The organism is Streptosporangium sp. NPDC023963 (assembly GCF_040639135.1).
Lineage (GTDB): Bacteria > Actinomycetota > Actinomycetes > Streptosporangiales > Streptosporangiaceae > Streptosporangium.
In genome coordinates this window covers 36,559-62,967 of sequence record NZ_JBEZZK010000005.1, presented here as the reverse complement: position 1 = coordinate 62,967, position 26,409 = coordinate 36,559, and the positions used below count along the sequence as shown (strand labels likewise).

The 26,409-nt window shown below is 71.9% G+C and carries 23 protein-coding genes; 16 read left to right on the top strand and 7 right to left on the bottom strand.

What is annotated here, in order from left to right:
• Positions 1–27 precede the first annotated feature (27 nt).
• The gene (locus AB0F88_RS17925; protein WP_362684528.1) at positions 28–447 is read right to left on the bottom strand and encodes a hypothetical protein; all 420 of its coding nucleotides are present in this window, start codon (positions 445–447) and stop codon (positions 28–30) included.
• 132 nt (positions 448–579) lie between these two features.
• On the opposite strand from AB0F88_RS17925, the gene AB0F88_RS17920 reads away from it, so the two are divergent.
• Positions 580–3,390 (top strand): BTAD domain-containing putative transcriptional regulator, encoded by a 2,811-nt coding sequence (locus tag AB0F88_RS17920; protein ID WP_362684525.1) that lies wholly within the window; start codon positions 580–582, stop codon positions 3,388–3,390.
• On the opposite strand, the gene AB0F88_RS17915 is transcribed toward AB0F88_RS17920, so the two are convergent.
• Positions 3,377–3,517, bottom strand: coding sequence for a hypothetical protein (locus AB0F88_RS17915; protein ID WP_362684522.1), 141 nt, complete (start codon positions 3,515–3,517; stop codon positions 3,377–3,379). The two genes, AB0F88_RS17920 and AB0F88_RS17915, sit on opposite strands and share 14 nt — an antisense overlap.
• 201 nt (positions 3,518–3,718) lie before the next feature.
• On the opposite strand from AB0F88_RS17915, the gene AB0F88_RS17910 reads away from it, so the two are divergent.
• Together AB0F88_RS17910 and prfH are read left to right on the top strand one after the other, a co-directional pair.
• Complete coding sequence (locus tag AB0F88_RS17910; protein ID WP_362684520.1) at positions 3,719–4,897, top strand: RNA ligase RtcB family protein; 1,179 nt, start codon at positions 3,719–3,721, stop codon at positions 4,895–4,897.
• On the top strand, positions 4,894–5,526 hold the full coding sequence (prfH, locus tag AB0F88_RS17905; protein ID WP_362684517.1) for a peptide chain release factor H: 633 nt from the start codon (positions 4,894–4,896) through the stop codon (positions 5,524–5,526). The genes AB0F88_RS17910 and prfH overlap by 4 nt, the downstream gene beginning before the upstream one ends.
• Positions 5,527–5,585: 59 nt before the next feature.
• Here the strand turns inward: prfH and AB0F88_RS17900 are convergent, their stop codons facing one another.
• From AB0F88_RS17900 to AB0F88_RS17890, 3 genes are all read right to left on the bottom strand, one after another.
• Positions 5,586–6,050: a VOC family protein gene (locus AB0F88_RS17900; protein WP_362684514.1), complete on the bottom strand. Its 465-nt coding sequence runs from the start codon at positions 6,048–6,050 to the stop codon at positions 5,586–5,588.
• 147 nt (positions 6,051–6,197) lie between these two features.
• Positions 6,198–6,701, bottom strand: a complete 504-nt coding sequence (locus tag AB0F88_RS17895) for an SRPBCC family protein (protein ID WP_362685575.1) — start codon at positions 6,699–6,701, stop codon at positions 6,198–6,200.
• Complete coding sequence (locus tag AB0F88_RS17890; RefSeq protein ID WP_362684511.1) at positions 6,701–7,075, bottom strand: metalloregulator ArsR/SmtB family transcription factor; 375 nt, start codon at positions 7,073–7,075, stop codon at positions 6,701–6,703. The genes AB0F88_RS17895 and AB0F88_RS17890 overlap by 1 nt, the downstream gene beginning before the upstream one ends.
• Before the next feature lie 192 nt (positions 7,076–7,267).
• Here AB0F88_RS17890 and AB0F88_RS17885 point away from each other — a divergent pair, with 192 nt between their 5' ends.
• The 7 genes from AB0F88_RS17885 to AB0F88_RS17855 all read left to right on the top strand — a co-directional run bounded on the left by AB0F88_RS17885 (position 7,268) and on the right by AB0F88_RS17855 (position 19,630).
• Positions 7,268–8,356, top strand: a complete 1,089-nt coding sequence (locus tag AB0F88_RS17885; protein ID WP_362684508.1) for a hypothetical protein — start codon at positions 7,268–7,270, stop codon at positions 8,354–8,356.
• Between the two features lie 455 nt (positions 8,357–8,811).
• A complete protein-coding gene (locus tag AB0F88_RS17880) occupies positions 8,812–11,433 on the top strand; it encodes a glycoside hydrolase family 97 catalytic domain-containing protein (protein WP_362684505.1) in 2,622 nt (873 codons plus the stop codon).
• A 285-nt stretch (positions 11,434–11,718) separates the two neighbouring features.
• The gene (locus AB0F88_RS17875; RefSeq protein ID WP_362684502.1) at positions 11,719–14,256 is read left to right on the top strand and encodes a glycoside hydrolase family 97 catalytic domain-containing protein; all 2,538 of its coding nucleotides are present in this window, start codon (positions 11,719–11,721) and stop codon (positions 14,254–14,256) included.
• 74 nt (positions 14,257–14,330) lie between these two features.
• Positions 14,331–15,599: a sugar ABC transporter substrate-binding protein gene (locus AB0F88_RS17870; protein WP_362684498.1), complete on the top strand. Its 1,269-nt coding sequence runs from the start codon at positions 14,331–14,333 to the stop codon at positions 15,597–15,599.
• 5 nt (positions 15,600–15,604) lie between these two features.
• Positions 15,605–16,543: a sugar ABC transporter permease gene (locus tag AB0F88_RS17865; RefSeq protein WP_362684495.1), complete on the top strand. Its 939-nt coding sequence runs from the start codon at positions 15,605–15,607 to the stop codon at positions 16,541–16,543.
• Complete coding sequence (locus tag AB0F88_RS17860; RefSeq protein ID WP_362684492.1) at positions 16,536–17,435, top strand: carbohydrate ABC transporter permease; 900 nt, start codon at positions 16,536–16,538, stop codon at positions 17,433–17,435. Before AB0F88_RS17865 ends, AB0F88_RS17860 begins: the two co-directional genes overlap by 8 nt.
• Before the next feature lie 26 nt (positions 17,436–17,461).
• Positions 17,462–19,630, top strand: a complete 2,169-nt coding sequence (locus tag AB0F88_RS17855) for an alpha-galactosidase (RefSeq protein WP_362684489.1) — start codon at positions 17,462–17,464, stop codon at positions 19,628–19,630.
• A 153-nt stretch (positions 19,631–19,783) separates the two neighbouring features.
• On the opposite strand, the gene AB0F88_RS17850 is transcribed toward AB0F88_RS17855, so the two are convergent.
• Entirely contained in the window at positions 19,784–20,647 is an 864-nt protein-coding gene (locus tag AB0F88_RS17850; RefSeq protein ID WP_362684486.1) for a helix-turn-helix domain-containing protein, read from the bottom strand.
• 200 nt (positions 20,648–20,847) lie between these two features.
• On the opposite strand from AB0F88_RS17850, the gene AB0F88_RS17845 reads away from it, so the two are divergent.
• From AB0F88_RS17845 to AB0F88_RS17825, 5 genes are all read left to right on the top strand, one after another.
• On the top strand, positions 20,848–21,579 hold the full coding sequence (locus tag AB0F88_RS17845; RefSeq protein WP_362684483.1) for an SDR family oxidoreductase: 732 nt from the start codon (positions 20,848–20,850) through the stop codon (positions 21,577–21,579).
• A gap of 47 nt (positions 21,580–21,626) precedes the next feature.
• Complete coding sequence (locus tag AB0F88_RS17840) at positions 21,627–22,469, top strand: hypothetical protein (protein ID WP_362684480.1); 843 nt, start codon at positions 21,627–21,629, stop codon at positions 22,467–22,469.
• A 232-nt stretch (positions 22,470–22,701) separates the two neighbouring features.
• Positions 22,702–23,046: a metalloregulator ArsR/SmtB family transcription factor gene (locus AB0F88_RS17835; protein WP_362684478.1), complete on the top strand. Its 345-nt coding sequence runs from the start codon at positions 22,702–22,704 to the stop codon at positions 23,044–23,046.
• Positions 23,036–23,512: an SRPBCC domain-containing protein gene (locus AB0F88_RS17830; RefSeq protein WP_362684476.1), complete on the top strand. Its 477-nt coding sequence runs from the start codon at positions 23,036–23,038 to the stop codon at positions 23,510–23,512. Before AB0F88_RS17835 ends, AB0F88_RS17830 begins: the two co-directional genes overlap by 11 nt.
• Complete coding sequence (locus AB0F88_RS17825) at positions 23,509–24,135, top strand: dihydrofolate reductase family protein (protein WP_362684473.1); 627 nt, start codon at positions 23,509–23,511, stop codon at positions 24,133–24,135. Before AB0F88_RS17830 ends, AB0F88_RS17825 begins: the two co-directional genes overlap by 4 nt.
• Positions 24,136–24,249: 114 nt before the next feature.
• On the opposite strand, the gene AB0F88_RS17820 is transcribed toward AB0F88_RS17825, so the two are convergent.
• A complete protein-coding gene (locus tag AB0F88_RS17820; RefSeq protein WP_362684470.1) occupies positions 24,250–24,840 on the bottom strand; it encodes a DUF305 domain-containing protein in 591 nt (196 codons plus the stop codon).
• A 417-nt stretch (positions 24,841–25,257) separates the two neighbouring features.
• Between AB0F88_RS17820 and AB0F88_RS17815 the strand changes: the two genes are divergently transcribed.
• Positions 25,258–26,403 (top strand): lytic transglycosylase domain-containing protein, encoded by a 1,146-nt coding sequence (locus AB0F88_RS17815; RefSeq protein WP_362684467.1) that lies wholly within the window; start codon positions 25,258–25,260, stop codon positions 26,401–26,403.
• The last annotated feature ends 6 nt before the right edge of the window (positions 26,404–26,409 follow it).

The following is a 26,409-nucleotide window of genomic DNA, read 5'->3' as shown; positions in this document are numbered from 1 at the left end:
GCCAGGCCGCCTTCCTTCCGGGACCGGTCAGTCGATGTAGTCGGTGATGGTGTTGACCGAGCAGGTCTCCGTGCCGCCGCGGTACATGCACAGGCGGTACTTGATCCAGTGGCGCTCGGTGTCGGACTTGTAGTCGCTGAAGGTGATCTCGGCCGCGTTGCCGCCGCTGGTGGTCACCTTGTGGGTGGAGTTCCACTTCCCCCCGGCGTACTGGGTCGTGTAGAGGAGCTTGGCCCACGTCGTGCCCGCCGCGGCCCGCAGCGTGAAGGAGTTGCGGCCCTTGGTCATGTTGTGGGTGCCCGAGTTGTACCAGACGATGGCGGCCATGTTGCCGCTCTGCTTGAGCTCGATGAACGAGGTGTACGCACTGGCGGGCGTGGCGGTGGCGACGACGAGCCCGGCGGCGGCCACGGCCACCAGGGCCCGGCTGAGGAGGTTGCTGCGCACGGTGGTTCCCCCAGGAGGTTCGGAGTGGTGCTCATGATGATCGTGGGATGCCGTACACACAGTTGACATGATCACTACGCATTCGCTACACAAGAGCCGCCTCAGCACTAATAGGGGACGGACGGCACATCGATGCAGTTTTCGGTCTTCGGCCCTGTCGTGGTCGAGCGGGATGGCCTTCGCGTCTCCGTCCGTCGCTCACAGCGGCGCGGGCTCCTGGCGTTGCTGCTGCTCAACGAGGGCCGCCTGCTCTCCGTCGACGCCATCTCCGAGGCCCTGTGGGGCGGCGCCGCCCCGGCGACGGCCCGCCAGCAGATCCAGACCGGAATCCACGCCGTCCGCATGGCGCTGCGCGACCTCGGCGGCGAGGACGCCGTGATGGCCGGCCCCGCCGGGTACGGCATCGCCGCCGGGTACGGCACGCTCGACCTTGCCAGGTTCGAGGAGATGACCGGGCGCGCCCGCACGCTGCCACCCGCCGAGGCGGCCGGCATGCTCCGGCAGGCCCTGGCGCAGTGGCGCGGGCCCGCCCTGGCCGACGCGTCGGGCGCGTTCGTGGAGCCCGCCCGCAGCCGTCTGGAGGACCAGCGGCTGGCCGCCATCGAGGACCTCGCGCGGATCGAGCTGGCACGCGGCAACACGGAGGCCGCGCTCCAGGAGATCCGCCCGCTCGTCGAGACCCACCCGCTGCGCGAGCGGATCAGGGAGAGCCACATGCTGGCGCTCTACCGGGCCGGGCGGCCGACCGAGGCGCTGGAGAGTTTCCGCGACCTGCGGGCTCGCCTGGCCGAGGAGCACGGCCTCGCTCCCGGGCCCGCCCTCGTGGCCCTCCACCAGCGCATCATCGAGGCCGATCCGGCGCTGCTGCCGGGGCCGGTCGCCCGTACGCGCGGGAACCTGCCCGCCGACACGACCACCTTCGTCGGGCGGCGGGCCGAGGTCGCCGAGGTCGCGCGGCTGCTGGCGGGGTCGCGGCTCGTCACGCTCACCGGCGTCGGCGGCGTCGGCAAGACCCGGCTGGCCGTCCATGTCGGCCGCGACCTGGCACCGCAGACCCCCGACGGCGTCTGGCTGGTCGACCTCTCCGGGCTGGGCGACCCCGGCCTGGTGGCCGAGACCGTCGGCGAGGCCCTCGGCGTGGCCGGGCAGACCGCCCGGCCGCCCGCCGACGAGCTGCGCGACCACCTCGCCGACCGGCGGACCCTGCTGATCCTGGACACCTGCGAGCACCTGGTGGATGCCTGCGCGCACCTCACCGAGTCGTTGCTGCGCGGCGCGCCCGGCCTGCGCGTCCTGGCCACCAGCCGCGAGGCCCTCGCCCTGCCCGGCGAGCGCGTGTACGCCGTGCGGCCGATGGCGGGCAGCGGCGACGGCGCCGCGCTGTTCGCCGAGCGGGCCAGGGACGTCGACCGCGAGTTCGCCCTCACCCGCCACCACGACCAGGTCGCCCGGCTCTGCGACCGGCTCGACGGCATCCCCCTGGCGATCGAGCTGGCCGCCGTACGGCTGCGCGTGATGACGGTCGCCGAGATGCTGGAGCGCGTCGACGCGCGGTTCGCGCTGCTCGGTGGCACCCGTACGGCTCAGGCGCGGCACCAGACGCTGCGCACCGCCATCGAGTGGAGCCACCAGCTCTGCTCGGCCGGGGAGCGGGCGCTGTGGGCTCGGCTGTCGATCTTCCCCGGCACCTTCGACCTGCGCGCGGCCGAGGACGTCGGCGCGAGCGAGGACACCGCCGACGTGTGGCGGGTGCTGGCCGGCCTGGTCGACAAGTCGATCGTGATGCGCGAGCACGACGGCCGGTACCGCCTGCTCGACGCGATCCGCGAGTTCGGCAGGGAGCGCCTGCGGGAGATCGGCGAGGAGGAGCGGTCCGCCCGGCTGCACCGCGACCACTACCACGCCCTCTCGCTACGGTTCGAGGCCGAGTGGTTCGGCCCCGGCCAGGTCGAGTGGTGCGACCGTCTCCTGCGCGAGGACGCCAACCTGCGCGCCGCCCTCGACTTCGGCGTGAGCAGGTCCGGCGAACGCCTGCGCGCCCTTGAGCTGGCCGCCGCCCTGTGGCCCCTGTGGGCCGCGTGCGGCCGGCTGCGCGAGGGCCGCCACCACCTCGACCGCATCCTGGCCGCCGCCCCAGAGCCCTCCCCGCAGCGCACCAAGGCGCTGTGGGCCTGCGGCCACCTGACCGTGGGCCAGGGTGACCTCGCGGCCACCCGCCGCCTGGCCGCCGGCTGCCTGGCCGCCGCGACCTCGGTGATCGCCGAAGGCGCCGGGACCGTGGAGGCGGAGGACGCGCTGATCTACGCTTTCCACCTCGAAGCGGTGGCGGCGACGCTGGCCGGGGAGCACGCCGTGGCCGAGGCCGCCACCCGGCGGGCCGTGGCCCGCCACCGCGAGGGCGACGGGCCGCCCGCCCGGCTGCTGACGTTGCTCATCTCGCGCGCGTTCGCGCTCCTGCACGCGGGCGACCCGCACGGCGCGCAGGCGACACTGGCCGAGCACCGCGCCGTGGCCGAGGGCCTGGGCGAGATCTGGACCCGGTCGTGGGGCGACTACATCGGCAGCCAGGTCGCCCTGGTCATGGGACGGCTCAACGAGGCGGCGGCGCTGGCGGCCGGCTCGCTGCGGGCCCGCTACCTGCTGCGCGACAGCCTCGGCATGGCCAACTGCGCCGACACCCTCGCCCAGGTCGCGGTCGCGGCCGGCGACGGCGAGCGCGCCGCCCGGCTGCTGGGGCTGGGTCATCAGCTGTGGCGCGACTACGGCCACCCCCAGATGGGCTCCCCGGAGCTGCGCGACGCCCGCGCCCGCTGCGAGGCGGCGGCCCGCGCGCTGGCGGGGGACTCCCGATACGAGGCCGGTTTCGCCGCGGGCGCCGCACTCGGCCTGGCCGAGGCCGTCGAGTACTGCGAGGGCCCCACCGGCTGCCTCACGCCCGGCTGAGGACGACGAACTCGCACGCGGGATCGTGCGGCAGGGCCGGCGCCCCGTCGACGACGAAGCGGGCCACGACCGAGGTCCCGGCCTGCCAGACGCGCAGGCTCGCACGGCCGAAAACCGCTTGCCTCACGTGGCGGGCTCGGGGAACGTGGTGTCCATGACGCTCTGACGGACAGCACCCCGCCCCCGAGACGCCACGGCGAGATGCCACGGCGCCGACGCGCCCCGTAACGCCGTCAGCCCATGCCCTTTGAGAGCCCATGCCCTTTGAGCCTTTGAGAGCCCATGCCCTTTGAGCCTTTGAGAGCCCATGCCCTTTGAGAGAGACTCTTTGTCGCAACAACACTCCCCGCCGCCGTCCACCGCGGCCACGGGTCCGGCCACCGTCACCGTGTTCGCCTCCCCCACGAGCTGGATCGAGTCCGACGCCCTCGCGCAGTGCCACCAGGTGGCCGCCCTCGACGGCATGACGCACGTCGCCGCCATGCCCGACCTGCATCCCGGCAAGGGGGCCCCCATCGGCGCCGCCATGGCGTCGACCGTGCTGTACCCGTTCCTGGTGGGCTCCGACATCGGGTGCGGCATCGCGGTGTTCCCCATGAAGCTCAAGCGCGCCGTACCCGAGAAGCTCGCCGCCCGCTTCCCCGACCTCGATCGCGCGCTGGATCCCGAGCGGGACGCCGGCGACCCGGCCTGGGCCGTGGTGAAGGGCGACATTCCCGCCGGTCACACCGAAGGCCTCGGGACGGTCGGCCGGGGCAATCACTTCGTCGAGCTGGCGCGGATCGGCACCGTCTTCGAGCCGGGCCACGCGAGCCGTCTCGGACTCGCCGAGGGCGACCTCGTTCTCATCGTCCACAGCGGTTCCCGGGGGCTGGGCGAGCGGATCCTGCGGGCGCACACCGAGGTCCACGGCGCGGGCCCCGCCCCCGATCCCGGCGCCTACCTGGCGATGCACGACGACGCCGTACGCTGGGGATCGCTCAACCGGCGGCTGATGGCCGCCCGGGTCGCCCATGCCCTGGGGTCCGAGCCCGCCGAGCCGCTCGTCGACCAGTGCCACAACCTGGTCGAGATCCGCGACGGGGTCTACCTGCACCGCAAGGGGGCCGCTCCGGGCGACGGCAACGACGTGCTCATCGCCGGTACGCGAGGCACCCCCTCCTACCTCGTGGCCGCCCACGCCGGGCCGGACGCCAACCATTCCGTCGCGCACGGCGCGGGCCGCAAGATGTCGCGTGCGGACGCCCTGCGCCGGGGCCGGGCCAAGCACACGGTCGAGGAGCTGCGCCGCACGCCGGTGGGGTCGCTGGTGGTGTGCGGAGACCGCCAGCTGCTCTTCGAGGAGGCGCCGACGGCCTACAAGCGCATCGAGCAGGTGATCGCCGACCTCGTCGACCACGACCTGGCCACGCCCGTGGCCACCACGGTCCCTCTGGTCACCTACAAGACGCCCGACCTCGGGTCCACGCCCCAGCGGGACCGCCGCCGGAAGCGGGGCCGGTCGTGAGCGCGCAGGCGAGGCCGTCGGTGAGCGTCCACCTGCTCCTGTCGGCCGGGCGCGGCCCGCAGGAGTGCGCCTGGGCGCTGGCCCGGCTGCTGCGCCGGCTGGAAGCCGACGCCACCCGGCGGAACCTGGAGACCCGCCGTGCCGAGACCGTTCCCGGTGACCGGCCCGGCACCTACCGGTCGGTCCTGATCCGGATATCGGGAGCCGGCGCCGAGGCGTTCGCCGCCTCGTGGACCGGAACCCTGTGCTGGCAGGCCCCCAGCCCGTACCGGGCCGGCACGGGGCGGAAGAACTGGTACGTCATCGCCCGGCCGTGCCAGGTCGACACCCCGCGCACGACGTTCGCGGAAGCCGACGTCGACATCGTCGCCTGCCGCACCGGCGGCCCCGGCGGCCAGCATCGGAACAAGGCCAGCACGGCGGTGCGGGCGACCCACCGGCCCTCGGGGATCGTCGTCGTGGTCGACACCGAGCGGCAGTTCAGCCTCAACCGCGGCATCGCCATGCGGCTGCTGCGACAGCGCATCGAGCACGGCGACGAGGAGGCGGGGCGCGCCGCCGTCACCGCCCGATGGCGCATCCACGACGAGCTCGTACGCGGCACCCCCACCCGTACCGAACGTCCGTGAACGTCGTGGCGTCCCGCGGCGGGATGCTTGCCCCTGCCTGGCCGGCTTCGAAAGCGTCCTCAGGCGCGCCAGGGCATGTGCTGGAGGGTCCAGGTGTTGCCGTCCGGGTCGGCGAAGGCGGCGTAGTGGACACCGCCCAGGTCCTCGACCGGGCCCACGTCCGCGCCGCGCTCGACGAGTGCCGCGCGGGCCTCCTCGATGTCGCTCACCACCAGGTGCAGGCCGCGCAGCGTGCCGGCCGGCATGTCGAGGGACGGGACGCCCTCGGTCAGGGTGATCGAGCAGGCCGAGCCCGGCGGGGTGAGCTGGACGATCCGGACCCCGTCCGCGGGCCGTACGTCGACGTCCACGTGGAAGCCGAGGCGATCGGCGTAGAAGGCCTTGGCCCGGTCGATGTCCTTGACGGGCACCGGGACGAGTTCGAGGAGAAACGTGCCGGGAGGGACGGGCGGGGTGGTGAGGTCGGCCGGGATGTCGGCGATGTCGGCCGGGATCTCGGTCTGCGTGGGCTGGGCGTCGGTCATTGCGGCTTGCCTTTCAGGTCGGTCATCGCGGCTCGCCTTCACCGGTCGGTGGTGACGACTCACCTTCCACGGGCGGTCGTTGCGACTCGTCTTTCGCGGTCGGGCGTCACGGGCCGACGTTCGCGGACGGGCGTTCGCGGTCGGGCGTCACGGGCCGGCGTTCGCGGTCGTCTCGTCGAGCATCTCGGCGAGACGGTCGTACGCCTCGCCCGCGCCGCGTTCCATGGGGGTGCGGAGGATGCCGTCGCGGGCCTCGCGTGAGAGGTAGCGCACCGTGGTGGTCATCGCGGTCCGGCCGTCCTGCTCGTCGAAGACGGTGGTGACGAGGGCCTCGCCCTCCTCCCAGCCGTCGTGGACCTCGCTCTGGACCAGCCGGCCGGGCGCGTCGACCTCGTGGAACACCCCGCTCTGGCCCAGCTCGGCACCCCCCGGCCCGCGCGACACGAAACGCCAGGCGCCGCCTGGGCGCAGGTCGATCTCGCAGACGACGAGGTGCCAGCCGCGGGCGCCGTGCCATCGCCGGAGCAGCTCGGGACGGGTGAACGCGTCGAAGACGAGCCGGCGGGGCGCGGCGAACGTCCTGGTGAGCACGAGGTCGGTGTCGGACACCGCCCGCACCGTGAGACCTTCGGCCCGCTCCTGCCGTGACATCACGAACTCTCCCTGCTCTCCCGGCTCTCCTGTCCGGCGGCGTTCGCTCCGCCGGGTTCGAGCTCGCCGAGGAGTGCGTCCAGCCTCTGGTAGCTCTCCTCCCAGTAGGAGCGGTAGTTCGCCAGCCAGTCCACGGCGTCCTTGAGCCGGCTGGCCTCCAGTCGGCAGGGCCTGCGCTGCGCGTCGCGTCCGCGGGAGATCAGTCCGGCGCGCTCCAGCACCCGCAGGTGTTTGGAGATGCCCGGCTGGCTCATCGCGAACGGCGCGGCCAGCTCGGTCACCGTGGCCTCGCCCTCCATCAACCGGGTCAAGATCGCTCGCCGGGTCGGGTCGGCCAGCGCGGCGAACGTCGCGTCGAGAACGTCGGCGGACACTTTTATTACCTTTCGGTTCTATAACTAGGTGGTTTTTATCGCGCCGGGCTCGGACCTGTCAAGGACTCGGCGAAGGCGGCCGCGTGGGCGGCGTGCCGGACGGATCGACGGTTGTCGGATGGAGGTCTCTTCTGCGGCGTACGCGCCGAGCCGCTAATCAGGGTCTGGGAAGGTTTGCGGCATACTGCCTCGATGAGGACTGATGCCCCGACACTGCTGGGGTCGATCACCTGCCCGTCCGGGCAGTTGGTGATCGCCGACACCGGCTATCTGGGGTCGTGGTCGGGGAGCGCGCCACCGGTGGCGGACGAGCTCGCACTTTCCGCCGTGGACGATCCGGCGTTGCGTGAGAGCATTCGCGCGGCGGCCGACCTGGCCGTGGCCGGCCCCGACGCCGAGTCTGCCGCTCGATCCTTCGACCGCCAGTCGGGCACGTGGCTCTACGACATCCCCCGACACGGTGTCGAGCAGTTGAGCGGCATCTTCGCCGAGCACTGCCAGGCACATGGTTTCGCGGCCTGGCTGGAACGCGAGGAACCGCGGGTAGCGCATCGTGAGCGTGTCGAACGCGCGGCACGGGCCGGCGGTTCGGAGTTCATCATGAACGGCGTTCCGGTCGTGGCGATCGGTGGTCTACCCGCCGACCGGGAGATCACGGTGACGGCGACTTCCCGGGACTACGGACGGATCGGTGTGCGGTGGGAATCGGTCTCACTGAACGTGTGCTCCACACATCCCGTATCGACCAGACCCCTTGGCCATGTCGGGGTGGACGCGGGCCGGCTCAGCCTCGTCGACGCCGACGCGCTGGGAACGTGGCGGCACGAGGAGCCGCTCGACGGCATGGCCGACGTCGCGTTCTGGGGACGATCGGTACAGGAGGCGGCCGCTCACTTCGACGCCTCACCTCTGGTCAGTCCGGGTGAGGACGGGGTGTACGGGTGGGCGGATCTGCCTGTTGACGAGGCCGCCGGCCGTGCCATCGCCTTGCAGGAGTGGAGGCAGGCCGTTCCAGAACGGATGATCGCGGTCGACTTCCGGCCACACTCCCACCACTGGCAGATCATGGCTACGGTCAGAGCCGCAGAGCACGAGGCCGGCACGATCGAGATCGACGGCAGCCTGACCATGTGCTTCCTGACCAGTTGGGGCGACGGACTCTATCCCGTCGCCGCCGATCACGACATCGACGGACACCTCGCGCGAATCCGGATCATGCTCGGAGACCGGCAACGCCAGGAACAGCTTGAGGCGATGTACGACCGGTTCAACCTGGACTGATCACAACACCATGGTCGTTCAGCCTGGAACGATCACAACGTCGTCGATCACGACACCGTGGTCGCCACCGATCACCGCTCGAATCGCCGGTTCACCTGTACCTCACCGCGTGTATGAGCTCACACGCTGACGGCCCCCGTTGAGGCGACCAGCCGCGTACGACAGCGACAGGCGTGTTCCCGGGTCGGCGGGTGGCGCCGGGGATCTCGAACCGCCGGACACCGTTGGTCGTCGGCCGGCGGCCGTGTGATCGCTCTTTTCGGCCTGGTGCTCCGGTGCCACAACCGGCCCCATTGCGGTCCCGAGCCTCTGCGCGGTACGCCGACGAATAGTCGGATCGTCCAGCCAGTCCACCGGTTCCACCATTCCTGCGGCCCCCAGCTGGGCTCATAGTTACCTCACCTGAGCGGATACACCCTGGTGAAGTCCAGCCCCCCTTCCTGACCGGAGGCGAAATGCCGCAGCGAAACGGCCCTCACCGCCCAGTCCTGATCGCCGTGCTGGCCATGGCGGCGATACTCCTCAGCCTTCTCGCGACGCCTCCCGCGTTCGCGCTGACGACCCGTGGCGTGAGCTCGCCGAACGGGCAGATCACCTTCACCGTCACCGAGCAGGCGCAGGGAGCGCTGACGTTCGCGGTGACGGCCGGCAGCACCTCGGTCTTCGGGGAGTCGCCCCTGGGCATCGCCACCTCGGCGGCCGATCTGCGGTCCGGGCTCGGCTTCGCGGGAGAGTCCCGCAGGTCGATCGACACGACCTACACGTTGCCCGCCGGGACCAAGCCGTCGTACCGCGACCACGCGAACGAGCTGGTGCTGCGGTACGCCAAGTCGGGCCGGACGCTGGAGCTGGTGATCCGGGCCTACGACGACGGCGTCGCCTACCGGTACCGGCTGCCGGGGAGCGGCGCGGTGTCGATCACGGACGAGGCCGGCGGGTGGCGCCTGCCGACGACGACCGGCGGGTGGGCCGCCCCCTGGAACGGGAACTACGAGCAGGACTACACCTACCGGAACGCCTCCCAGCTGAACTCCGGCACGGAACTCACCATGCCGCTGCTGGCGTCGATCGACGACAACGCCTACTTCACGGTGATCACCGAGGCCGAGGTGGTGAACGCGAACGCCTCCTACGTGCCGTCCCTGCTGAAGGGCAGCGGCGCCGGGGACGGGCTGCTGAATCTGAAGCGGACGCCGGACCAGGCGTTCCCGATCTCGGCGACGTACCCGTTCCAGACGCCGTGGCGGGTGGCGATCATCGCGAAGGGCGTCGACCCGCTCTACAACTCGGACCTGGTGCAGCACCTGAACCCGCCGGCGACGACCGCCGCCTCCTGGGTGCGCCCGGGGCGCGCCGCCTGGTCGTGGTACGCGGACGGGGACAGCGCCGCCGACCTCGACAAGCAGAAGGAGTACGTCGACTTCGCCGAGTCGATGAGCTTCGAGTACGTGACCATGGACTGCTGCTACGACCGTGCGACGGACCTTCCGGCGATCGCGTCCTACGCCGAGCGGCGCGGGGTCGACATGTTCGCCTGGGTCAACGCCGAGCCGTTCGCCGACCCGGCCGTCGCGGACGCGCTGATGGCCGAGCACAAGGACTACGGCGTCAAGGGCCTCAAGGTCGACTTCTTCCTCAGGGACTCGAAGGAGGCGATGGGCTGGTACCAGTCGATCGGTAAGGCCGCGGGCGACAACGAGATGATGATCACCTTCCACGGCAACACCAAGCCGGGCGGCGAGAACCGTACCTGGCCGTGGCTGGTGACGACGGAGGCGGTGGCCGGGACCGAGCACTACCTGTACCCGCCGCCCACGACCGCCCGCCAGGACGTCACCTATCCGTTCGTCCGGAACATGCTCGGCGGCATGGACTACACGCCGACGATGATCTCGGAGAACGCGTCGATCCTCACGCAGGGCCACACGCTCGCGCAGGCCGTCGTGTACACCTCGGCGATGGTCAACTACGCGGACTCGGCCGCGGCCTACGAGCAGTGGGACGGCCGTCACCTGATGCGCGCGCTCCCGACGACGTGGGACGAGACGAAGGTCGTCGAGGGGTTCCCCGGAGATCACATCACGGTCGCCCGCCGCTCGGGCGCCGACTGGTTCGTCGGCGCGATGACGTCGCCGGCCAGGACCGCCACGGTCCCGCTGTCGTTCCTCGGCTCGGGCACGCACACCGCGACGATCTTCTCCGACGACGGTTCGGGACGGCTCACCACGTCGACCCGGGCCGTCACGAGCGCGACCACGCTCTCGCTGCCGATGATCGCCACGGGCGGGGTCTCGGTGCACATCTCGAAGACCCCCCTGCCGAAGATCGGTTCCGGTGACACGCGGTACGAGGCGGAGAGCGCGGCCAACACGCGCGGCGGCGCCGCCGGGATCCACCCCTGCAAGGGGTGTTCCGGCGGGCAGAAGGTCGGCGACGTCGGGGCAGGCGGTTCGGTGCGCTTCAACGGCGTGACGGCCGCGACCGCGGGCACGCACCGGCTGACCTTCACCTACACCTCGGGCGACCCGCGTTCGGTGCGGGTTCAGGTCAACGGCGCCACTGTCTCGACGGAGAACGTCAAGGACTCCGGCGGCTGGGAGCACGTGGGCAAGTGGTCGCTCGACGTGCCGCTCAACGCCGGCGCGAACACCGTCACGTTCCTGAACGACGGCGCTCACGCCCCGGACATCGACGCGTTGACGATCGCGCGTACGGTCCAGGCGGAGGCGCCGGCGAACACCCGGAAGGGCGGCGCCACCGTGGACGCGTGCTCGGGTTGCGAGGGCGGGGCCGGGGTGTCCGGGCTGGAGGACGGGTCGCTCTCGGTGCGCGTCGACGCCGTCTCGGCGGGCGACAAGACGGTGCGGATCGACTACGCGTCGCCGACCACCAGCTCGATCAAGGTGGTGGTGAACGGCGGAGCCGCGATCACCGTGCCGCTGCACGCGACGGGGAGCGACGACACCCCCGCGACGGCGACCGTCGGGCTCCCGTTGAAGCCCGGCGCGAACACGATCGTGTTCAAGAAAGCGTCCGGGGCGTCGGTGACCGTCGACTCGGTCGGCACGGTGCTGTGAGCCGGGTGGGGCGGCGATCGTCGGCTCGGTCCGCGCGGGGATGCGGGCCGGGCGGGGCGATGATCGTCGGCTCGGTCCGCGCGGGATGCGGGCCGGGCGGGGCGGTGGCCGCCGGCCCGGCGGTGCGGGCCCGGCGCAGCGCCGCCCCGCCTACACCGTCGGATCGTCCATCCCCTACCTGCGAAAGCCCATTTCACGAAGAATCACCCGGCCGATAGCGTCATTGATATGTGGCGGTGGCTCCCCACCGCCCGAGCAGCCGGACGGCATCTGATGGAGAACGTGGTGACCGACGAAGTACGCTCCAGACCCGCGACGAACGCGGGTCCGGTCGACGCCCGGGTCGAGAACACCGGCACGGGAGTGCGGTTGACCGTCACCTGGCGGGAGGAGATCGTCCTCGACCGGGTCCCGCTCGGGTTCGTGCTCGACGGCACGGAGCTGGGGACGGCGGACGCGGAGCTCGTGCGCGTCTCGGAGCGTACGGTCCGCGACCGGTTCCGCGCCCGCTCCGGCAAGTCGGTCGGCGATCACGATTACGAGCACCGCGAGAGCGTGTACGACTTCCGCGAGGCCGGCGGTGTCGAATGGCAGGTCGTCCTGCGCGTCGCGCGCGACGGCGTCGCGATCCGCTACGCGCTGCCCGCGCTGGACGGGACCGCCCGCGTCACGGGCGACCGCACCGCCTTCACGCTTCCGGCCGGGTCGCGGAGCTGGGTGCTCGACTACCAGACCTGGTACGAGACGCCCCGCTCCGGGGTCGACGGCGCCGAACTGGCGAGCGGCGCGTACGGGTTCCCGTTCCTGGCCCGGCTGGACGCGGAGAAGCACGTACTGATCACCGAGTCGGGGATCGACGGCCGGTTCGCGGGCGCGCACGTCGAGGCGGGGGAACTCGAAGACGGCGGGCGGACGCTGCGGTTCGCCCTCGCCGACGAGAGTGTCGAGGTCACCCGCGGCGTCGTCACGCCCTGGCGGGTCTTCCTCGTCGGGACCCTGGCGGAGCTGGTGTCCTCGCTGCTCGTCGACGAGCTGGCGCCCGCCGCCTCCCCCGAGCTGGAGGAGGCGGCGTGGGTTCGGCCGGGGCGGGCGGCCTGGTCGTGGTGGTCGGACTTCTACTCGGGCGCGCAGCTGGACAAGCAGAAGCACTTCGTCGACGTCGCCGCCGACCTCGGCTGGGAACACCTGCTCATCGACTGCGGGTGGGAGGAGACCTGGGTACCGGAGATCGTCTCCTACGCCGCCGGCCGGGGCGTCCAGGTGCACCTGTGGACGATCTGGCGCGACCTGAACAGCCCGGAGGACCTGCGCAGGCTGGCGCTGTGGCGGTCCTGGGGCGTCGCCGGGATCAAGGTCGACTTCATGGAGTCGGAGTCGAAGGACCGCTACCGCTGGTACGACACGATCCTCGCCGAGACCGCGCGGCTCGGCCTCATGGTGAACTTCCACGGCTCGGTCATCCCGCGCGGCTGGGCGCGCACGTTCCCGCAGGTGATCGGGTACGAGGCGATCCGCGGCGCCGAGTACTACGTGTTCTTCGAGAACCAGGCGCTCACCGCGGCGCACAACGTCATCCAGCCGTTCACCCGCAACGTCGTGGGCGGCATGGACGCCACGCCGGTCGCGTTCGGCGCCGCGAACCGCACGACCAGCGACGGCCACGAGCTCGGGCTGTCGGTGGCGTTCGAGTGCGGGATCACCCACTTCGCCGACCATGTCGACGCCTACGCCGGACGCCCGCTCGCGGCCCGGTTCCTGGCGGAGCAGGCGCCGTACTGGGCGGAGACGGTGCTGCTGGCGGGCGACCCCGACAGCCACGCGGTCATCGCCCGCCGGGCCGGCGACCGGTGGTTCGTGGGCGGCATCGCCGCCGGGGAGGCCCGGACGATCCGCGTGCCGCTCGGCGCGCTCGGGGCCGGGGCGGACGCCCAGGTGTGGATCGTCGGCGACGCGTCGCCCACGACCGGTGAGGTGCCCGCGACCGGGCTCGTGGAGACGGCCACGACCGCCGGTGACGCGATCGACGTCGAGGTCGCCCGCGACGGCGGTTTCGTCGCCATCGTGGCGCCGGCGGGCACCGAGCTGTTCCGGGCCGCGCCCCGGCCGCGTCAGGCCGTACCGGCCGTGTACCCGGCCGTCGCCGAGGTCGGCGCGGACGGGACCGCGTCGATCACGACCGACGCCGGGGTCCGGCTGCGCCTTCCCCCGGGGTGGTCGGCCGATCGCGTCGGCGAGACCGGCTGGACCGTCCGCCCCGACGCCTCGCTGCGCCCCGGGCGTCTCGGCGTCGTGACGATCGAGCGGGACGGCGAGGGCGCGGGCGACGGCGACGGCCAGGTGCCCGTGGTCTCGCACGCGCGCGTCGTGCGCCCGCTGACGCCCGGCGACCACGCCCTCCCGGACCTGCCGATGATCGCTTTCGTCAACGACGACGGGCCCGTCGAGCGAGACCTGTCGAACGGGGCGGGCAACCCCGGCGACGGCCGGCCCATGCGCGTGGCGGGCCGGGGGTTCGAGCGCGGACTCGGCACGGCGCCGTACTCGGAGGCGCGCTTCCACCTCGGCGGGCGCGTGGAGACGTTCACCGGCGCGGTCGGGGTCGACGACGAGTCGACCGGCGGCGCCCGGGTCAGCGTGCTCGGTGACGACCGCGAGCTGTTCACCGCCGTCGTCGAGGCGGGCAGGCCCGTCACGGAGTTCAGCCTGGAGGTGCCGGGCGTCCGGACCCTGTGCCTGCGCAGCGAGACGGCCACACCGGACGACGCCGGCGTACACGTCGACTGGGTCGACACGATCCTGCACGTCCCACCCACGAACCGATGACACGAGCCGATGACACGGTGCCGATCACGACGACCGGCGCACAGCACGATCAACAGCGCAACCAGAGGAACACCATGAAAAGCACGTGGATGGCGGCCGTGGCGATGGTCACGGCGACGACAATTCTCACGGCCTGCGGGTCCGGATCCGGGTCGGGGTCGGCTGCCGCGCCGGGCGAGAAGGTCACCCTCACCTACGCCAACTGGAGCGAGGACCAGACTCCCGCGATGGAGCAGATCGCCGCGGAGTTCCAGAAGGCGAACCCGAACATCACCGTCAAGGTCCAGACGCTGCCGTGGACCGAGTACTGGTCGACGCTCCAGGTCGGCGCCGCGGGCGGCACCGCGCCCGACGCGTTCTGGATGCTCGCCGACCACTTCCGCGAGTACGCGAAGGGCGGCCAGCTGCTCGACCTGTCGGAGACGGTCAAGACCGCCGGGATCGACACGGGCGTCTACCCCAAGGCCGTCACCGACTCCTACACCTACGAGGGCAAGCTGTTCGCGCTGCCGAAGGACTTCGACACCAACGGCATCTGGTACAACAAGGCACTCTTCGACGCCGCGAAGGTCGCCTACCCGGACGACACCTGGGGCTGGCAGGACGTGCAGGACGCCGCCAAGAAGCTGACCGACAAGGCCAAGGGCGTGTGGGGCATCGCGGCGCCGATCGACCCGCAGGGCGGCTACTACAACACGATCCTGCAGGCCGGCGGGTCGATCATCAACGCCGAGGGCACCGCGTCCGGCTTCGCGAGCCCGGAGAGCGTCGCCGGCCTGAAGTTCTGGACCGACCTGCAGGCGGCCGGCTCGTCGCCGACGCTGCAGCAGCTGTCGGACACCGAGGCCGTCTCGATGTTCGAGAACCAGAAGGTCGCCATGTACTTCTCCGGCGCGTACTGGGCCTTCCGCTTCCACAAGAACGCCGACCTGAAGGGCAAGGTCGACGTCGCGCCGCTGCCGCAGGGCGTCAAGCGCGCCACCGTCACCAGCGGCATCGGCAACGCCGGGTACGCGGGCAGCAAGCACCCGGAGGAACTGAAGAAGTTCCTGGCCTTCCTGGGCGGGACCAAGGCCGCCGAGATCCAGGCCGCCACCGGGACGGTGCTCCCCGCGTACAAGGGGACGCAGCAGCCGTGGCTCGACGCGATGCCCGAGTTCAAGCTGAAGGTGTTCATCGACGCCATCGAGTACAGCGTCCCCCTCCCGGTCGCCGGCAACGCGTCGGAGTGGCAGGGCCTCGCCGCGGAGTATCTCGCCCCCGCGTGGGACGGCAAGAAGCCCGTGCAGGACGCGGCCAAGGAGTACCAGGCCGCCGTCGACGAGGTGCTCGCGAAGCAATGACGTCCGTGACGACGAAGCCCGCGAGGGCGACGGAGCCCGTACGGCGGCCGGCCGGCCGCCGTACGGGCGTCGGTCAGCCCAGCGGCTGGTGGGCGGCCGCGTTCATCGCCCCGGCGGTGATCGGCCTGGCCGCCCTCTACCTGTGGCCGTTCCTGTCCACCATGATCAAGAGCTTCCAGGACGTTCCGGCGTTCGGGCCCGCGACCTTCGTGGGGCTGGACAACTACGCGAACCTCGTCGGCGACGAGGACTTCTGGAAGGCGTTCGGCAACTCCGCCCTCTACACCGCGATCATCCTGCTCGGCATCCCGCTCGCCATCGTGCTGGCGGCGCTGATCGAGCAGGTCGGCCGGGGGCGCGCGGTCTACCGGGTGCTCTTCTTCCTGCCCGTGGTCACCCTGCCGGTCGCGATCGGCATGGTCTGGCGGTTCATCTACAACGGCGACTTCGGGCTGCTGAACTCGGTGCTGTCGTGGTTCGGCGTCCCCGGCCAGTTCTGGGTGGCCGATCCCCGGTTCACGATCTACGCGTTCGGCGTGGCCGGCATCTGGATGGGTCTCGGCATCAACCTGATCATCCTGGGCGCCGGGCTGCAGGCCATCCCGAAGGAGCTCTACGAGGCCTCCGCCCTGGACGGCGCGGGCCGCGTGCGGCAGTTCCGGCACATCACCGTGCCGCTGCTCAGCCCGAGCATCTTCTTCGTCACGATCCTCAACGTGATCGCCGCCCTGCAGATGTTCGACCTGATCTTCGTCATGTTGCGCGGGGTGAACAACACCGCCCTCGCCGACTCCAAGACGATCGTCTACCTCTTCTACGAGAAGGCGTTCGTCCAGTTCGACCAGGGTTACGGCGCCGCGATCGCGATCGTGCTGCTCATGGTGATCATGATTGCCACGGCCCTGCAGTTCCGCCTCCAGAGATCGTGGGTGTTCTATGGCTGAGACCACCGCCGTCGAGACCACCGCCGCTGGAACCACCGCCGCCGGGAGTCCCGGGCCGCGCCCCCGGCGGCGCGGGAAGGCGGGCACCACCTGGCCGATCCACGTCGTTCTCATCGTCGCGGCCGTCGTCATGGTGGTGCCGTTCGTCTGGCAGATCCTCACCCTGTTCAAGTCGGCCTCCGAGGCGACCAGGATCCCGCCGACGATCCTGCCGGAGAGCTTCGGCCTGGACGCGTTCGCGACGTTCTTCACGACCGTGCCGTTCTGGTCGATGTTCGCGGTCTCGGTCGGCTCGCTGGTCCTGCGGGTCGCCGGCCAGCTCGCGGTCGCGGCGCTCGCCGGGTACGCCTTCGCCCGCATCCCCTTCCGGGGCCGCAACCTGCTGTTCGGCCTGTTCATCGCGATGCTGATGGTGCCGAGCCAGCTGTTCCTGATCGGCCAGTACGAGCTGATCCGCGGCGTGGGGCTGCTCGACACCCTGCCGGCGCTCGCCATCCCCGGCCTGTTCTCGGCGTTCGGCACCTTCCTGATGCGCCAGGCCTTCCTCACCATGCCGAAGGACTACGAGGAGGCGGCGCGGCTCGACGGCGCCAACACCTTCCAGGTGTTCTGGTACGTCATGCTCCCGATGGCCAGGCCGATGCTCGCGGCGCTCGCCGTGCTGACCGGCCTCTACTCGTGGAACGACCTCCTGTGGCCGCTCATCGTCTCGCCCTCGGGGGAGAACCGGCCGCTGCCGGTCGGGCTGGCGGGGCTGCAGGGACAGTTCGGTACGGACTACCCGACCCTCATGGCGGGGGCGTTCGTGTGCTCCATCCCGCTCGTGATCGTCTTCCTGCTCCTGCAGCGGCAGTTCTTCGCGGGCATCGCGAGCAGCGGGCTCAAGGGATGACAGGAAAAACAGGGAAAGATCACATGATGAACGACACCACGAACGACGTACCGGTACACCTGCGCGCCGGGGGCACCAGCCTCGTCGTCGCCGTCGACGGCGGCCGGCTCCCGCGCGTCCTGCACTGGGGGGCGGACCTCGGCCCGCTGGAGGACGGCGCCCTGGCGGACCTGCACCGGGCCGCGCTCCCGGCCATCGGCGACAGCGCGGTCACCTACCCGCAGCCCGTCCCGGTGCTCCCCCAGCTGGCGGAGGGCTGGCTCGGACGCCCTGGGCTGGTCGGGGACAGCGACGGCCGCCGCTGGGCGCCGAAGTTCCGGAACGCGACCTGCCACCTCGACGGCGAGGCCGGCGGCGGCCCGGTGCTGCGGAGCACGGCGCACGACCCGGAGTACGGGCTGACCGCCGACATCGAGATCCAGGTGCTCGCCGCCGGCGGCCTCGTACGGCAGCGGGCCCGGATCACCAACGACGCCGGGACGCCGTACCGCGTCGGCGGCCTGGAGACGGCCCTTCCCGTGCCGTCGGACGCGTCGGAGGTCCTCGACCTGACCGGCCGCTGGGCGCTCGAACGCGTGCCGCAGCGGCGCCCGTTCCACGTCGGGGAGTGGGTCCGGGCCTCGCGGGGCGGCAAGCCGGGCCTCGAGCACACGATGCTGCTCGTCGCCGGTGAGGAGGGGTTCGGGTTCCGGCACGGGACGGTGTGGGCGACCCACCTCGCCTGGAGCGGCAACCAGGTGCTCGCCGCCGAGCGGACACCGGCGGGCACCAGGCACCTGGCGGCGGGAGAGGCGCTGCTCGCGGACGAGGTGGTGCTCGGGAAGGGCGACTCGTATCAGAGCCCGTGGCAGTACGGCTCGTGGGGAGTGGGGCTGGACGACCTCGCCTCGCGGTTCCACCGGTACCTGCGGTCGCGCCCCGAGCACCCCCGCTCGCCCCGGCCCGTCGTGCTGAACACCTGGGAGGCCGTCTACTTCCAGCACGACCTCGCGACCCTGGCCGCGCTCGCCGAACGCGGGGCGGAGATCGGCGCCGAGCGGTTCGTGCTGGACGACGGCTGGTTCCTCGGCCGCCGGGACGACACCACCTCGCTGGGCGACTGGACGGTCGACCCGGCCGTCTGGCCGGACGGCCTCGAACCGCTCGTCGCCCGTGTGCGCGAGGCCGGCATGGACTTCGGGCTCTGGTTCGAGCCGGAGATGGTGAACCTCGACTCCGACCTGGCCCGCGAGCACCCGGAATGGATCTTCGACGCGGGGCACGGCCCCGGGCTGCCCTCCCGTCACCAGCATGTCCTCGACCTCGGCCACCCCGGCGCGTACGCCCATCTCCTGGAGCGGATGAGCGCCCTGATCGGCTCGCTCGGCATCGCCTACGTCAAGTGGGACCACAACCGGTACCTGCTCGACGCCGGGCACGGCCCCGACGGCCGGCCGGGGGTGCGCGAGCAGGTCCGGCAGGCGTACCGGCTGATGGCGGACCTCAAGGCCGCCCACCCGGGGCTGGAGATCGAGTCGTGCGCCAGCGGCGGCGGCCGGATCGACCTCGGCGTGCTGGAGCACACCGACCGGGTCTGGCCGAGCGACTGCAACGACCCGCACGAGCGGCTGGAGATCCAGCGCTGGACCGGGCTGCTGGTGCCCCCGGAGATGCAGGGCACGCACATCGCCGCCGAGGAGACGCACACGACCCACCGCACGCATCCGCTCGACTACCGCGCGGAGAAGGCGCTGTGGGGACACCTCGGCGTCGAGGTCGACCTGCTCACCATGGACGACGAGAGTCGCGCCGCGCTCGCGGGATGGGTCGCGTTCCACAAGGAGCACCGGGCGCTGCTGCACTCGGGCGAGGTCGTGCACGCCGACCTCGCCGACGCGGCGCTGCGCCTGCAGGGTGTCGTGGCGGCCGACCGGAGCGAGGCGCTGTACGCGTTCAGCGTCGTCGAGCGCCCGTCGACCTGGCCGCCGGGACGCGTCCGGCTCCCCGGGCTCGACGACGAGCGGACCTACACCGTCGAGGCCGTCCACCCGGGCACCTCGCCCGCGCTCGCGCCCGGCGCCGTGCTCCCGCCGTGGCAGTACGACGGGGTGACGCTGCCCGGACGGGTGCTGCGGCTCGTCGGCGTCGAGGCGCCGTCGCTGGACGTCGACCGCTCGGTGCTGATCCGCGTCGTGAGCCGGCCGGCGACGCCGTGACCCGGGTGGCGCTCGCCTCGCCTCCCGGGCCCGTGGCGGCGCCGTGACCGGGGCGGCGACGTCGTGACCCGGGTGGTGCGACCGGGTTCGCGTCGCGGCCCGGACGGCGGCGGCATGACCCGGGCCGCGTGCCCGGGCTCGCGAGCCCCCGGCTCAGCCCTTGGCGCGGTTGCGGTATTCGGTGGGGCTGGCCTCGTGCATCCGCTTGAAATGGCGGGAGAAGTAGAACGGGTCGGGATAGCCGACCTCGCGGGCGATGGTGGCGACGGTCGCGTCCGTCGTGTCGAGCAGCTGGCGCGCCTGCGCCATCCGCAGCGCCGTGTGGTGCGCGAGCACCCCGCCCCCGGTGGCGTGGCGGAACATCGCGCTCAGGTGGGAGGGCGAGACGCCGACCAGTGACGCCAGGTCGGCGACCCGGACCGTGCTGTCCAGCCGCTCGGCGAGGTAGGCCATCGCCCGCTGCAGGGGGTCGCCGGGCGCGGGCATGGCGCGGTCGACGACGATCTGCGTGAGGAGCTTCCACGCCGCGCCGGCCGCCCCCATCCGGCTCGCCGGTGAGTGGTCGCGTTCGAGGGTGGTGACGATCTCGTCCAGCAGCGCGACCGCCCGGTCGAGGCGCCGGATGGGGATCACCGGCCTGGACACGCTCGCGCCGATCTCCTCGACGAGCTCGGCCAGGTCGCTGCCGCGGAGATGGCACCACCAGATCGTCCAGGGGTTGTCGGCGGACGCGCCGTAGGAGTGCGGGGCGCCACGCGGGATCACCAGGGCCGCGTTCGACCCGACGCGGTGCTGGGCGCCGCCGACGCTCGCCCATCCGGTGCCGGCCGTGCACAGGATGAGGATGGTCTCCTCGGTGCCGTTCGGCCTTGTCATCAGGTGGTCTGTCGCCTTGGGATAGTAACCGCAGTCGGTGACCATGAGGCGCCTGGTCACCGGGCGGGCGTGTGCCTCGGCGACGACACGGCGCGGCACGACGGTGAGCCGCTGGTTGAGGAACCCCTCCTGGATCGGCACGGGAGCAGTATGGCACACGCCATCGGATTGTCCAGGTAGTGCCGCGTAATGGACATTCCTCGCGGCCGGTCGCCGCGTGTTGACTGGTCCGTAGGGAACGACGACGTGACCGGCCCGTGAGGAACGACGGCTCGCGTGCTCGGCCGATCGCGGAGGCCGTCCAGCCGGGCGGGCTCCCCACCATCTGGGGGATGTAGATCATGGGACGGGGATTGCTGTCCGGCAAGGTGGCCGTGGTGACCGGCGCGGCCTCCGGCATCGGCGCCGCGGTGGTGGACCGCTTCCTGGCCGAGGACGCGCGCGTGATCGCGGTCGACCTGGCCGGGCAGGGCCCCGACCGGCCCGCAGTGCTGGCGGTCACCGGCGACGTGGCCGACGCCCGCACCTGGCGGCGGATCGCGGACGTGGCGCGAGCCGAGTTCGGGCGGCTCGACGTGCTGCACAGCAACGCCAGCGTGGTGACGCGGGCCCCCGCCCACGAACTGGCCGAGGCCGACTGGGACCGGCAGATCGCGGTCAACCTCACCGCGACGTACCTGGCGGTCCACGCGTGCGTCGGGCTCCTGCGGGCGAACCGGGGCACCATCGTGCTCAGCTCCTCCGTGCACGCCCTGGCGGGCCTGCCCGCGCACCCCGCCTACGCCGCGGCCAAGGGCGGCCTGGTGTCGCTCGGCCGCCAGCTGGCCGTGGAGTACGGCCCCGAGGTGCGGGTCAACACCGTGCTCCCCGGGCCGATCCTCACCCCCGCCTGGGACGGCATCGGCGAGGAGGACCGCCTGCGCAGCGTGGCCGGCACCGCCGCCGCGCGCTTCGGCAGGCCCGAGGAGGTGGCGGCCGCGGTGACCTTCCTCGCCTGCGAGGAGAGCTCGTACGTCACCGGGGCGTGCCTGGTCGTGGACGGCGGCTGGAGCGCGGTGAAGGACTCCGCGTGACCGGCCGGAATCGAGCGGATCAGGACGATCGGGAAGAGGTTCGCCGGATGGCGGCGGTCCCGGTTCCGCTGCGCCCCCTCTTCGACCTCGAGCGTGGCGGCAGATGGACGTCGCTGGCGGGCGGCGGCCGCGAGTGGCTGTGGTCGCGCGCCGACCCCGCCCGGGAGAGCGTGCTCCCCGGCATGGACTTCGTCGACGCGGGCGGCCTGGAGGAGTGCCTTCCCACGGTGCGCGGCCTGCCCGACCACGGCGACGCGTGGAGCCGCCCCTGGAGCGGGTCGGCGGGAGAGGGCCTCGTGCGGGGCGACGGCTTCGAGCTGCGGCGCGCGGTCGCCGAGGAGGCCGGGGCGGTGGTCGCCGAGTACCGCCTGTCGGCCGACCCCGGGTACGCGTTCGTCTGGGCCGCCCACGCCCTGCTCGACCTCGGCGACGACGCCCGGCTCGTCGCTCCGGCGGGGACCCCCACCAGGGTCTTTCCCGAGGCCGCGGAGATGCTCGCCCGTCCCTGGCCCTCCGGCGCCCCCTACCTGGAGGGCCGCTGGCCCGACCCGCTGGGCCTGCCGCTCGGCCGGTTCGGCCCGTACGACGGCACCGCGGCCGGAGCCGTGCTCCGCTGCGCCGCCGTCCGGGTGGTGGACGGCCCCGACGTCCTCCACCTGCGCGTGGAGGCACCCGAGGGAGTGCCGGTGTCCACCGCGCTGTGGCGCAACCTCGGCGGATTCCCCGCCCACGCGCCGTACCGCAGCATCGGCGTGGAGCCGATGCTCGGCGCGGTCTTCGACCTGGCCGAGGCGGGGCCGGGAGACGCCGCGGTGGTCCCGCCCTCCGGGGAGCTGACGTGGCGGCTGGTGCTGACGGCCGAACGGATGAGCGACCGGCGGAACGGATGAGCAGCCGGCTGAACGGATGAGCGACCGGCGGAACGGGTGGGCGACGGCCGAACGGATGAGCGACGGCTGAACGGATGAGCAGCCGGCGAACGGGTGGGCGACCGGCTGAACGCTCTCCGCGGGCGCTCTCAGGAACGAGGAACGAGACCTGCCACCGCCGGGGTCGAGCACCTGGGACGACCCGAATACTTTGCCTTTGCGCTAAGTGTTTCCATGGGCAATACTTAGCCGCATGGCACAGTATTCGGCCGAGCTCGACGGCGTGTTCGTCGCCCTCGCCGACCCGACGCGGCGCGGCGTCATCCGGCGCCTCGGCCGCGGCCCGACGAGCGTGGGCGATCTCGCCCGCGAGTTCCCGATGACCCTTCCCTCCTTCATGAAGCACGTGCGGACGCTCGAGGCGAACGGCCTGATCCGCACGGTCAAGCTCGGCCGGGTGCGCACCTGCGTGCTCAACCGCGACCGTCTCGCCCTCGTCGACGGCTGGCTCGAAGAGCAGCGCCAGGTCTGGGAAGAGCGCACCGACCGGCTCGAACGCCTCGTCACCGACCCTAAGGAAACCCACCGTGAACCCTGATCTCGACCTGACCCTGCGGCGGGTCATCCACGCCCCCCGCGCCGCCGTCTGGAGCGCGTGGACCGACCCGGCCCTCTTCGGGCAATGGTGGGTCCCGGCACCGACCGTGTGCCGCGTCGACCGCCTCGACGTCCGGCCCGGCGGCGCGCTCCTGACCCGGCTGAGCGACGACGGGGTGAACTTCGTCCCGCACATGGACGCGACCTTCCTCGTCGTCGACGAGTTCGAGCGGATCGTGTTCACGAACGCGATCGACAGCGCCTGGCGTCCCGCCGATCCCGCGCCGGTGCCCATGACCGCCGAGATCACGCTGAGCGATCATGCGGACGGCACGGACTACCGGGTCGTCGTCCGGCACGGCGATCCCGTCGCCCGCGCCCGCCACGAGGAACTCGGTTTCCTTGAAGGCTGGGGCTCGGTCACAAAACAACTCTCCGTGTTCGTGGAGAGCCGGGCCGCACGATGAAGATCACTCTCACCGAGTTCGTCACCCTCGACGGGGTCAGCCAGGGCCCCGGCTCGCCGTCCGAGGACACCAGCGACGGCTTCACCCGGGGCGGCTGGCTCGTGCCCCACCTGGACGACCTCTTCGTCCGGCGTACCTCCGAGTGGCTCGACCTCGCCGACGGCCTGCTGCTCGGGCGGCGAACCTACGAGGCGTTCGCCCGGGACTGGCCGCGGATCACCGACCCGGACGACCCGTACACCGCGCGGATGAACTCGCTGCCGAAGTACGTGGTGACCAGCACCCTCACCGAGGGGAGCTGGCATCCGACGACCGTGCTCCACGGCGACCCGATCCAGACCGTCGGGGAACTCAAGGCACGGCCAGGACGGGAACTCCAGATCCACGGGAGCGCGCGACTCGGCAACACCCTGCTGGCGGCGGGCCTCGTCGACACACTCCGGCTCGTCGTCGCCCCGGCCGTGACCGGTTCCGGACGGCGGCTGCTCGACCACCCGGGCGGGCCCGTCGGCCTCAGGCTCGTTCACCACGAGGTGACGTCGACCGGCCTGCTGCTGCTCCAGTACGAGACCGCCGGCGCCGCTCCGGTGGCGGAGTACGAGGGCGTCACGGCCTTCGTCTAGCGCGGTGACCAGGACCGGTCATTCTTCGAGCGCGTCGCCGACCTTCCCGTTGATCGCCCGTCACCGGCCGGGAGAACCACCGGGCCGAGGTCACGGATCGTCCGGTCAGCGCGATCAGCTGGGATGTCCCTTCTGCCGGCCGGTTTCCAGCAAGCGCTGCATCTGGGATATCTCGGCATGCTGGGTGTCCCTCACCTCGCGGGCGAACGCGGCGACCTCCTCGTGTCGCACGAGCCCGTGCCTGAGCAGATGCTGGGACAGCATCACCGCCACCTTGTGGTGCGCGATCATGTCTTTCAGGAACGTCTTGTCCAGCGAGTCACCCGACAGGTGCGACAGATCGCGCATCATCGGCTGGTAGCCGACCTCCGTGGCGCGCCCTGGGTACCACTTGGCCAGCCACACCTTCATCCTGGCGACGTCGGCGCTCTGCGTGGCCACGATCGTCGCGCCCAGCCGGCGTACCTCCGGGGTGCTGGAGCGCCGAAGCTGCTCCGCGGCGGTGACACCCTCCTGGTTGTGGGGCACCATCTGCGTCAGATAGTCGAACTCACCGATCGCGGCCATATCGTTCATCCCGCCCGTCGACCGCTCGTCGGAGTTCGCCGGAGGGCGAGACTGCGGGGCCGGCGAAAGCCGATCTTCGATCGCGGCCGCCACGATTACACCCGCCAACGCCACGATCGTCAGGATCAGTCCGAACAAGATCTTTACTGTCGCCGGTCTCACGTCCCCCCCTTCAGACAAAAGCACATTTATCACCAAATTTCAGGATGTATCAGGCATGGTCCGTGGAAATAGGGCTGTTTGGTGCATCGGGTCGGGACCAAAGTCCTTCCCGGAGCCGCCTATCAACGTCGCCGCCCAGGTGGGAGCCCTGGAGGGCCGCATGTTCTTCCAGGCTCCCGGATGTCTTCGCCGGAAGAGAATCCTCATGGCCGGCCGTACCCTCATCGGCGCGTTACGCGAGGCCGAGCGGCGCCTGCGGGCGGCACGGCTCGCCGGAGACGTCGAGACGCCGCTCCGGCCCGGCCCGGCGGCTGGGATCTCTCTCCCCCGCGTACCGGTCCCGTTGCCGGGGAAAGCGGCCCGGGAGGCCACCGCTCGGGTACGTTGGGGCCGATGAACGATCAGCACGCGGAGGTTTCACGGCCGGAGCGCGACCACCGGCCGGGCGGGCGGACGACGCCCGCGCAGCCTGACGTCTCGCAGGGCAGGCCGCGGGGCATGCGCGCGGGCCGGTCGCGCGGGAGGCCGGTGGTCGCCTCGCTCGTCGGCCTGGTCGTCGCGATCTCCGGCTGCGCCACCTCACAGAGCGCCACCTCACAGAGCGCCACCTCACAGAGCGCCGCCGCCCCGCAGGACGCCTCCTCGCGAACGGGTGCCGCACGGGACACCACCCCGCAGAGCGCCGCCGCCCCGAAGACGACACCGCCGCCGGCGGCGGAATCCGCGGGCCAGACCCCCGCGGGCCAGGCGGCACCCGCTCTGCCCGCCCCGGACGCGGCGATCCCCGCCGACCCCTCACGACTGGCCCGTTCCCTCACCACCACCACCGCGCGGCTCCGGCGCGCCGTCGACGACTGGAGACGCGAGGGCGACCCCGCCAAGGGGCAACCCCCTGAGCCGGTGGTGCTGCTGGCCCTGCACCAGCAGCGCATCTACCGCTACCTGGTCCTCAACCCGAAGATCGCCTCCCGCACCTACGCCAGGCTGCCGAAGGCCCTGGCCGGGGAGGCGAGGGACAACGTGACGGCGGGCCGGGGCCTGCGCTCCCTCGTCCGGCCCATCAGCGGGGCGGCGAAGTTCCGCGTCCAGCCGGCCAAGCCCGCCGACTTCCTGCTCGGCCACTTCCGGTACGCCGAGCGGAAGTTCGGCGTCGACTGGGAGGTGCTGGCGGCGGTGATGTTCGTCGAGACCAAGTTCGGCCGGGTGCGGTCGCCGAGCCACACCGGCGCCAAGGGACCCATGCAGTTCATGCCTCGAACATGGGCCGCCTACGGGATGGGCGGTGACATCCAGGACACCCGCGACTCCCTGCTGGCCGCGGCCAACTATCTGCGCGCGTCGGGGGCGCCGCGCGACTACCGGCGCGCGCTGTACGCCTACAACCACTCCTACGCGTACGTCGACGCGGTGCAGCTGCACGCCCGCCAGATCAAGCGGGACATCAGGAACTACTACGCGTACTACAACTGGCAGGTGTTCGTGGTCACCACCCGCGGAGACCGCCGCCTCACCGGCCCCGGCCTCACACCCGGCGGGTGAGGTTCC

Excerpts from the sequence above, each read along its gene's own strand:
- AB0F88_RS17920 (WP_362684525.1), top strand. The coding sequence starts at position 580 with ATGCAGTTTTCGGTCTTCGGCCCTGTCGTGGTCGAGCGGGATGGCCTT.
- AB0F88_RS17900 (WP_362684514.1), bottom strand. The coding sequence starts at position 6,050 with ATGACCGACGCCCAGCCCACGCAGACCGAGATCCCGGCCGACATCGCC.
- AB0F88_RS17895 (WP_362685575.1), bottom strand. The coding sequence starts at position 6,701 with ATGTCACGGCAGGAGCGGGCCGAAGGTCTCACGGTGCGGGCGGTGTCC.
- AB0F88_RS17885 (WP_362684508.1), top strand. The coding sequence starts at position 7,268 with ATGAGGACTGATGCCCCGACACTGCTGGGGTCGATCACCTGCCCGTCC.
- AB0F88_RS17880 (WP_362684505.1), top strand. The coding sequence starts at position 8,812 with ATGCCGCAGCGAAACGGCCCTCACCGCCCAGTCCTGATCGCCGTGCTG.
- AB0F88_RS17870 (WP_362684498.1), top strand. The coding sequence starts at position 14,331 with ATGAAAAGCACGTGGATGGCGGCCGTGGCGATGGTCACGGCGACGACA.
- AB0F88_RS17860 (WP_362684492.1), top strand. The coding sequence starts at position 16,536 with ATGGCTGAGACCACCGCCGTCGAGACCACCGCCGCTGGAACCACCGCC.
- AB0F88_RS17855 (WP_362684489.1), top strand. The coding sequence starts at position 17,462 with ATGAACGACACCACGAACGACGTACCGGTACACCTGCGCGCCGGGGGC.
- AB0F88_RS17845 (WP_362684483.1), top strand. The coding sequence starts at position 20,848 with ATGGGACGGGGATTGCTGTCCGGCAAGGTGGCCGTGGTGACCGGCGCG.
- AB0F88_RS17840 (WP_362684480.1), top strand. The coding sequence starts at position 21,627 with ATGGCGGCGGTCCCGGTTCCGCTGCGCCCCCTCTTCGACCTCGAGCGT.
- AB0F88_RS17835 (WP_362684478.1), top strand. The coding sequence starts at position 22,702 with ATGGCACAGTATTCGGCCGAGCTCGACGGCGTGTTCGTCGCCCTCGCC.
- AB0F88_RS17825 (WP_362684473.1), top strand. The coding sequence starts at position 23,509 with ATGAAGATCACTCTCACCGAGTTCGTCACCCTCGACGGGGTCAGCCAG.
- AB0F88_RS17815 (WP_362684467.1), top strand. The coding sequence starts at position 25,258 with ATGAACGATCAGCACGCGGAGGTTTCACGGCCGGAGCGCGACCACCGG.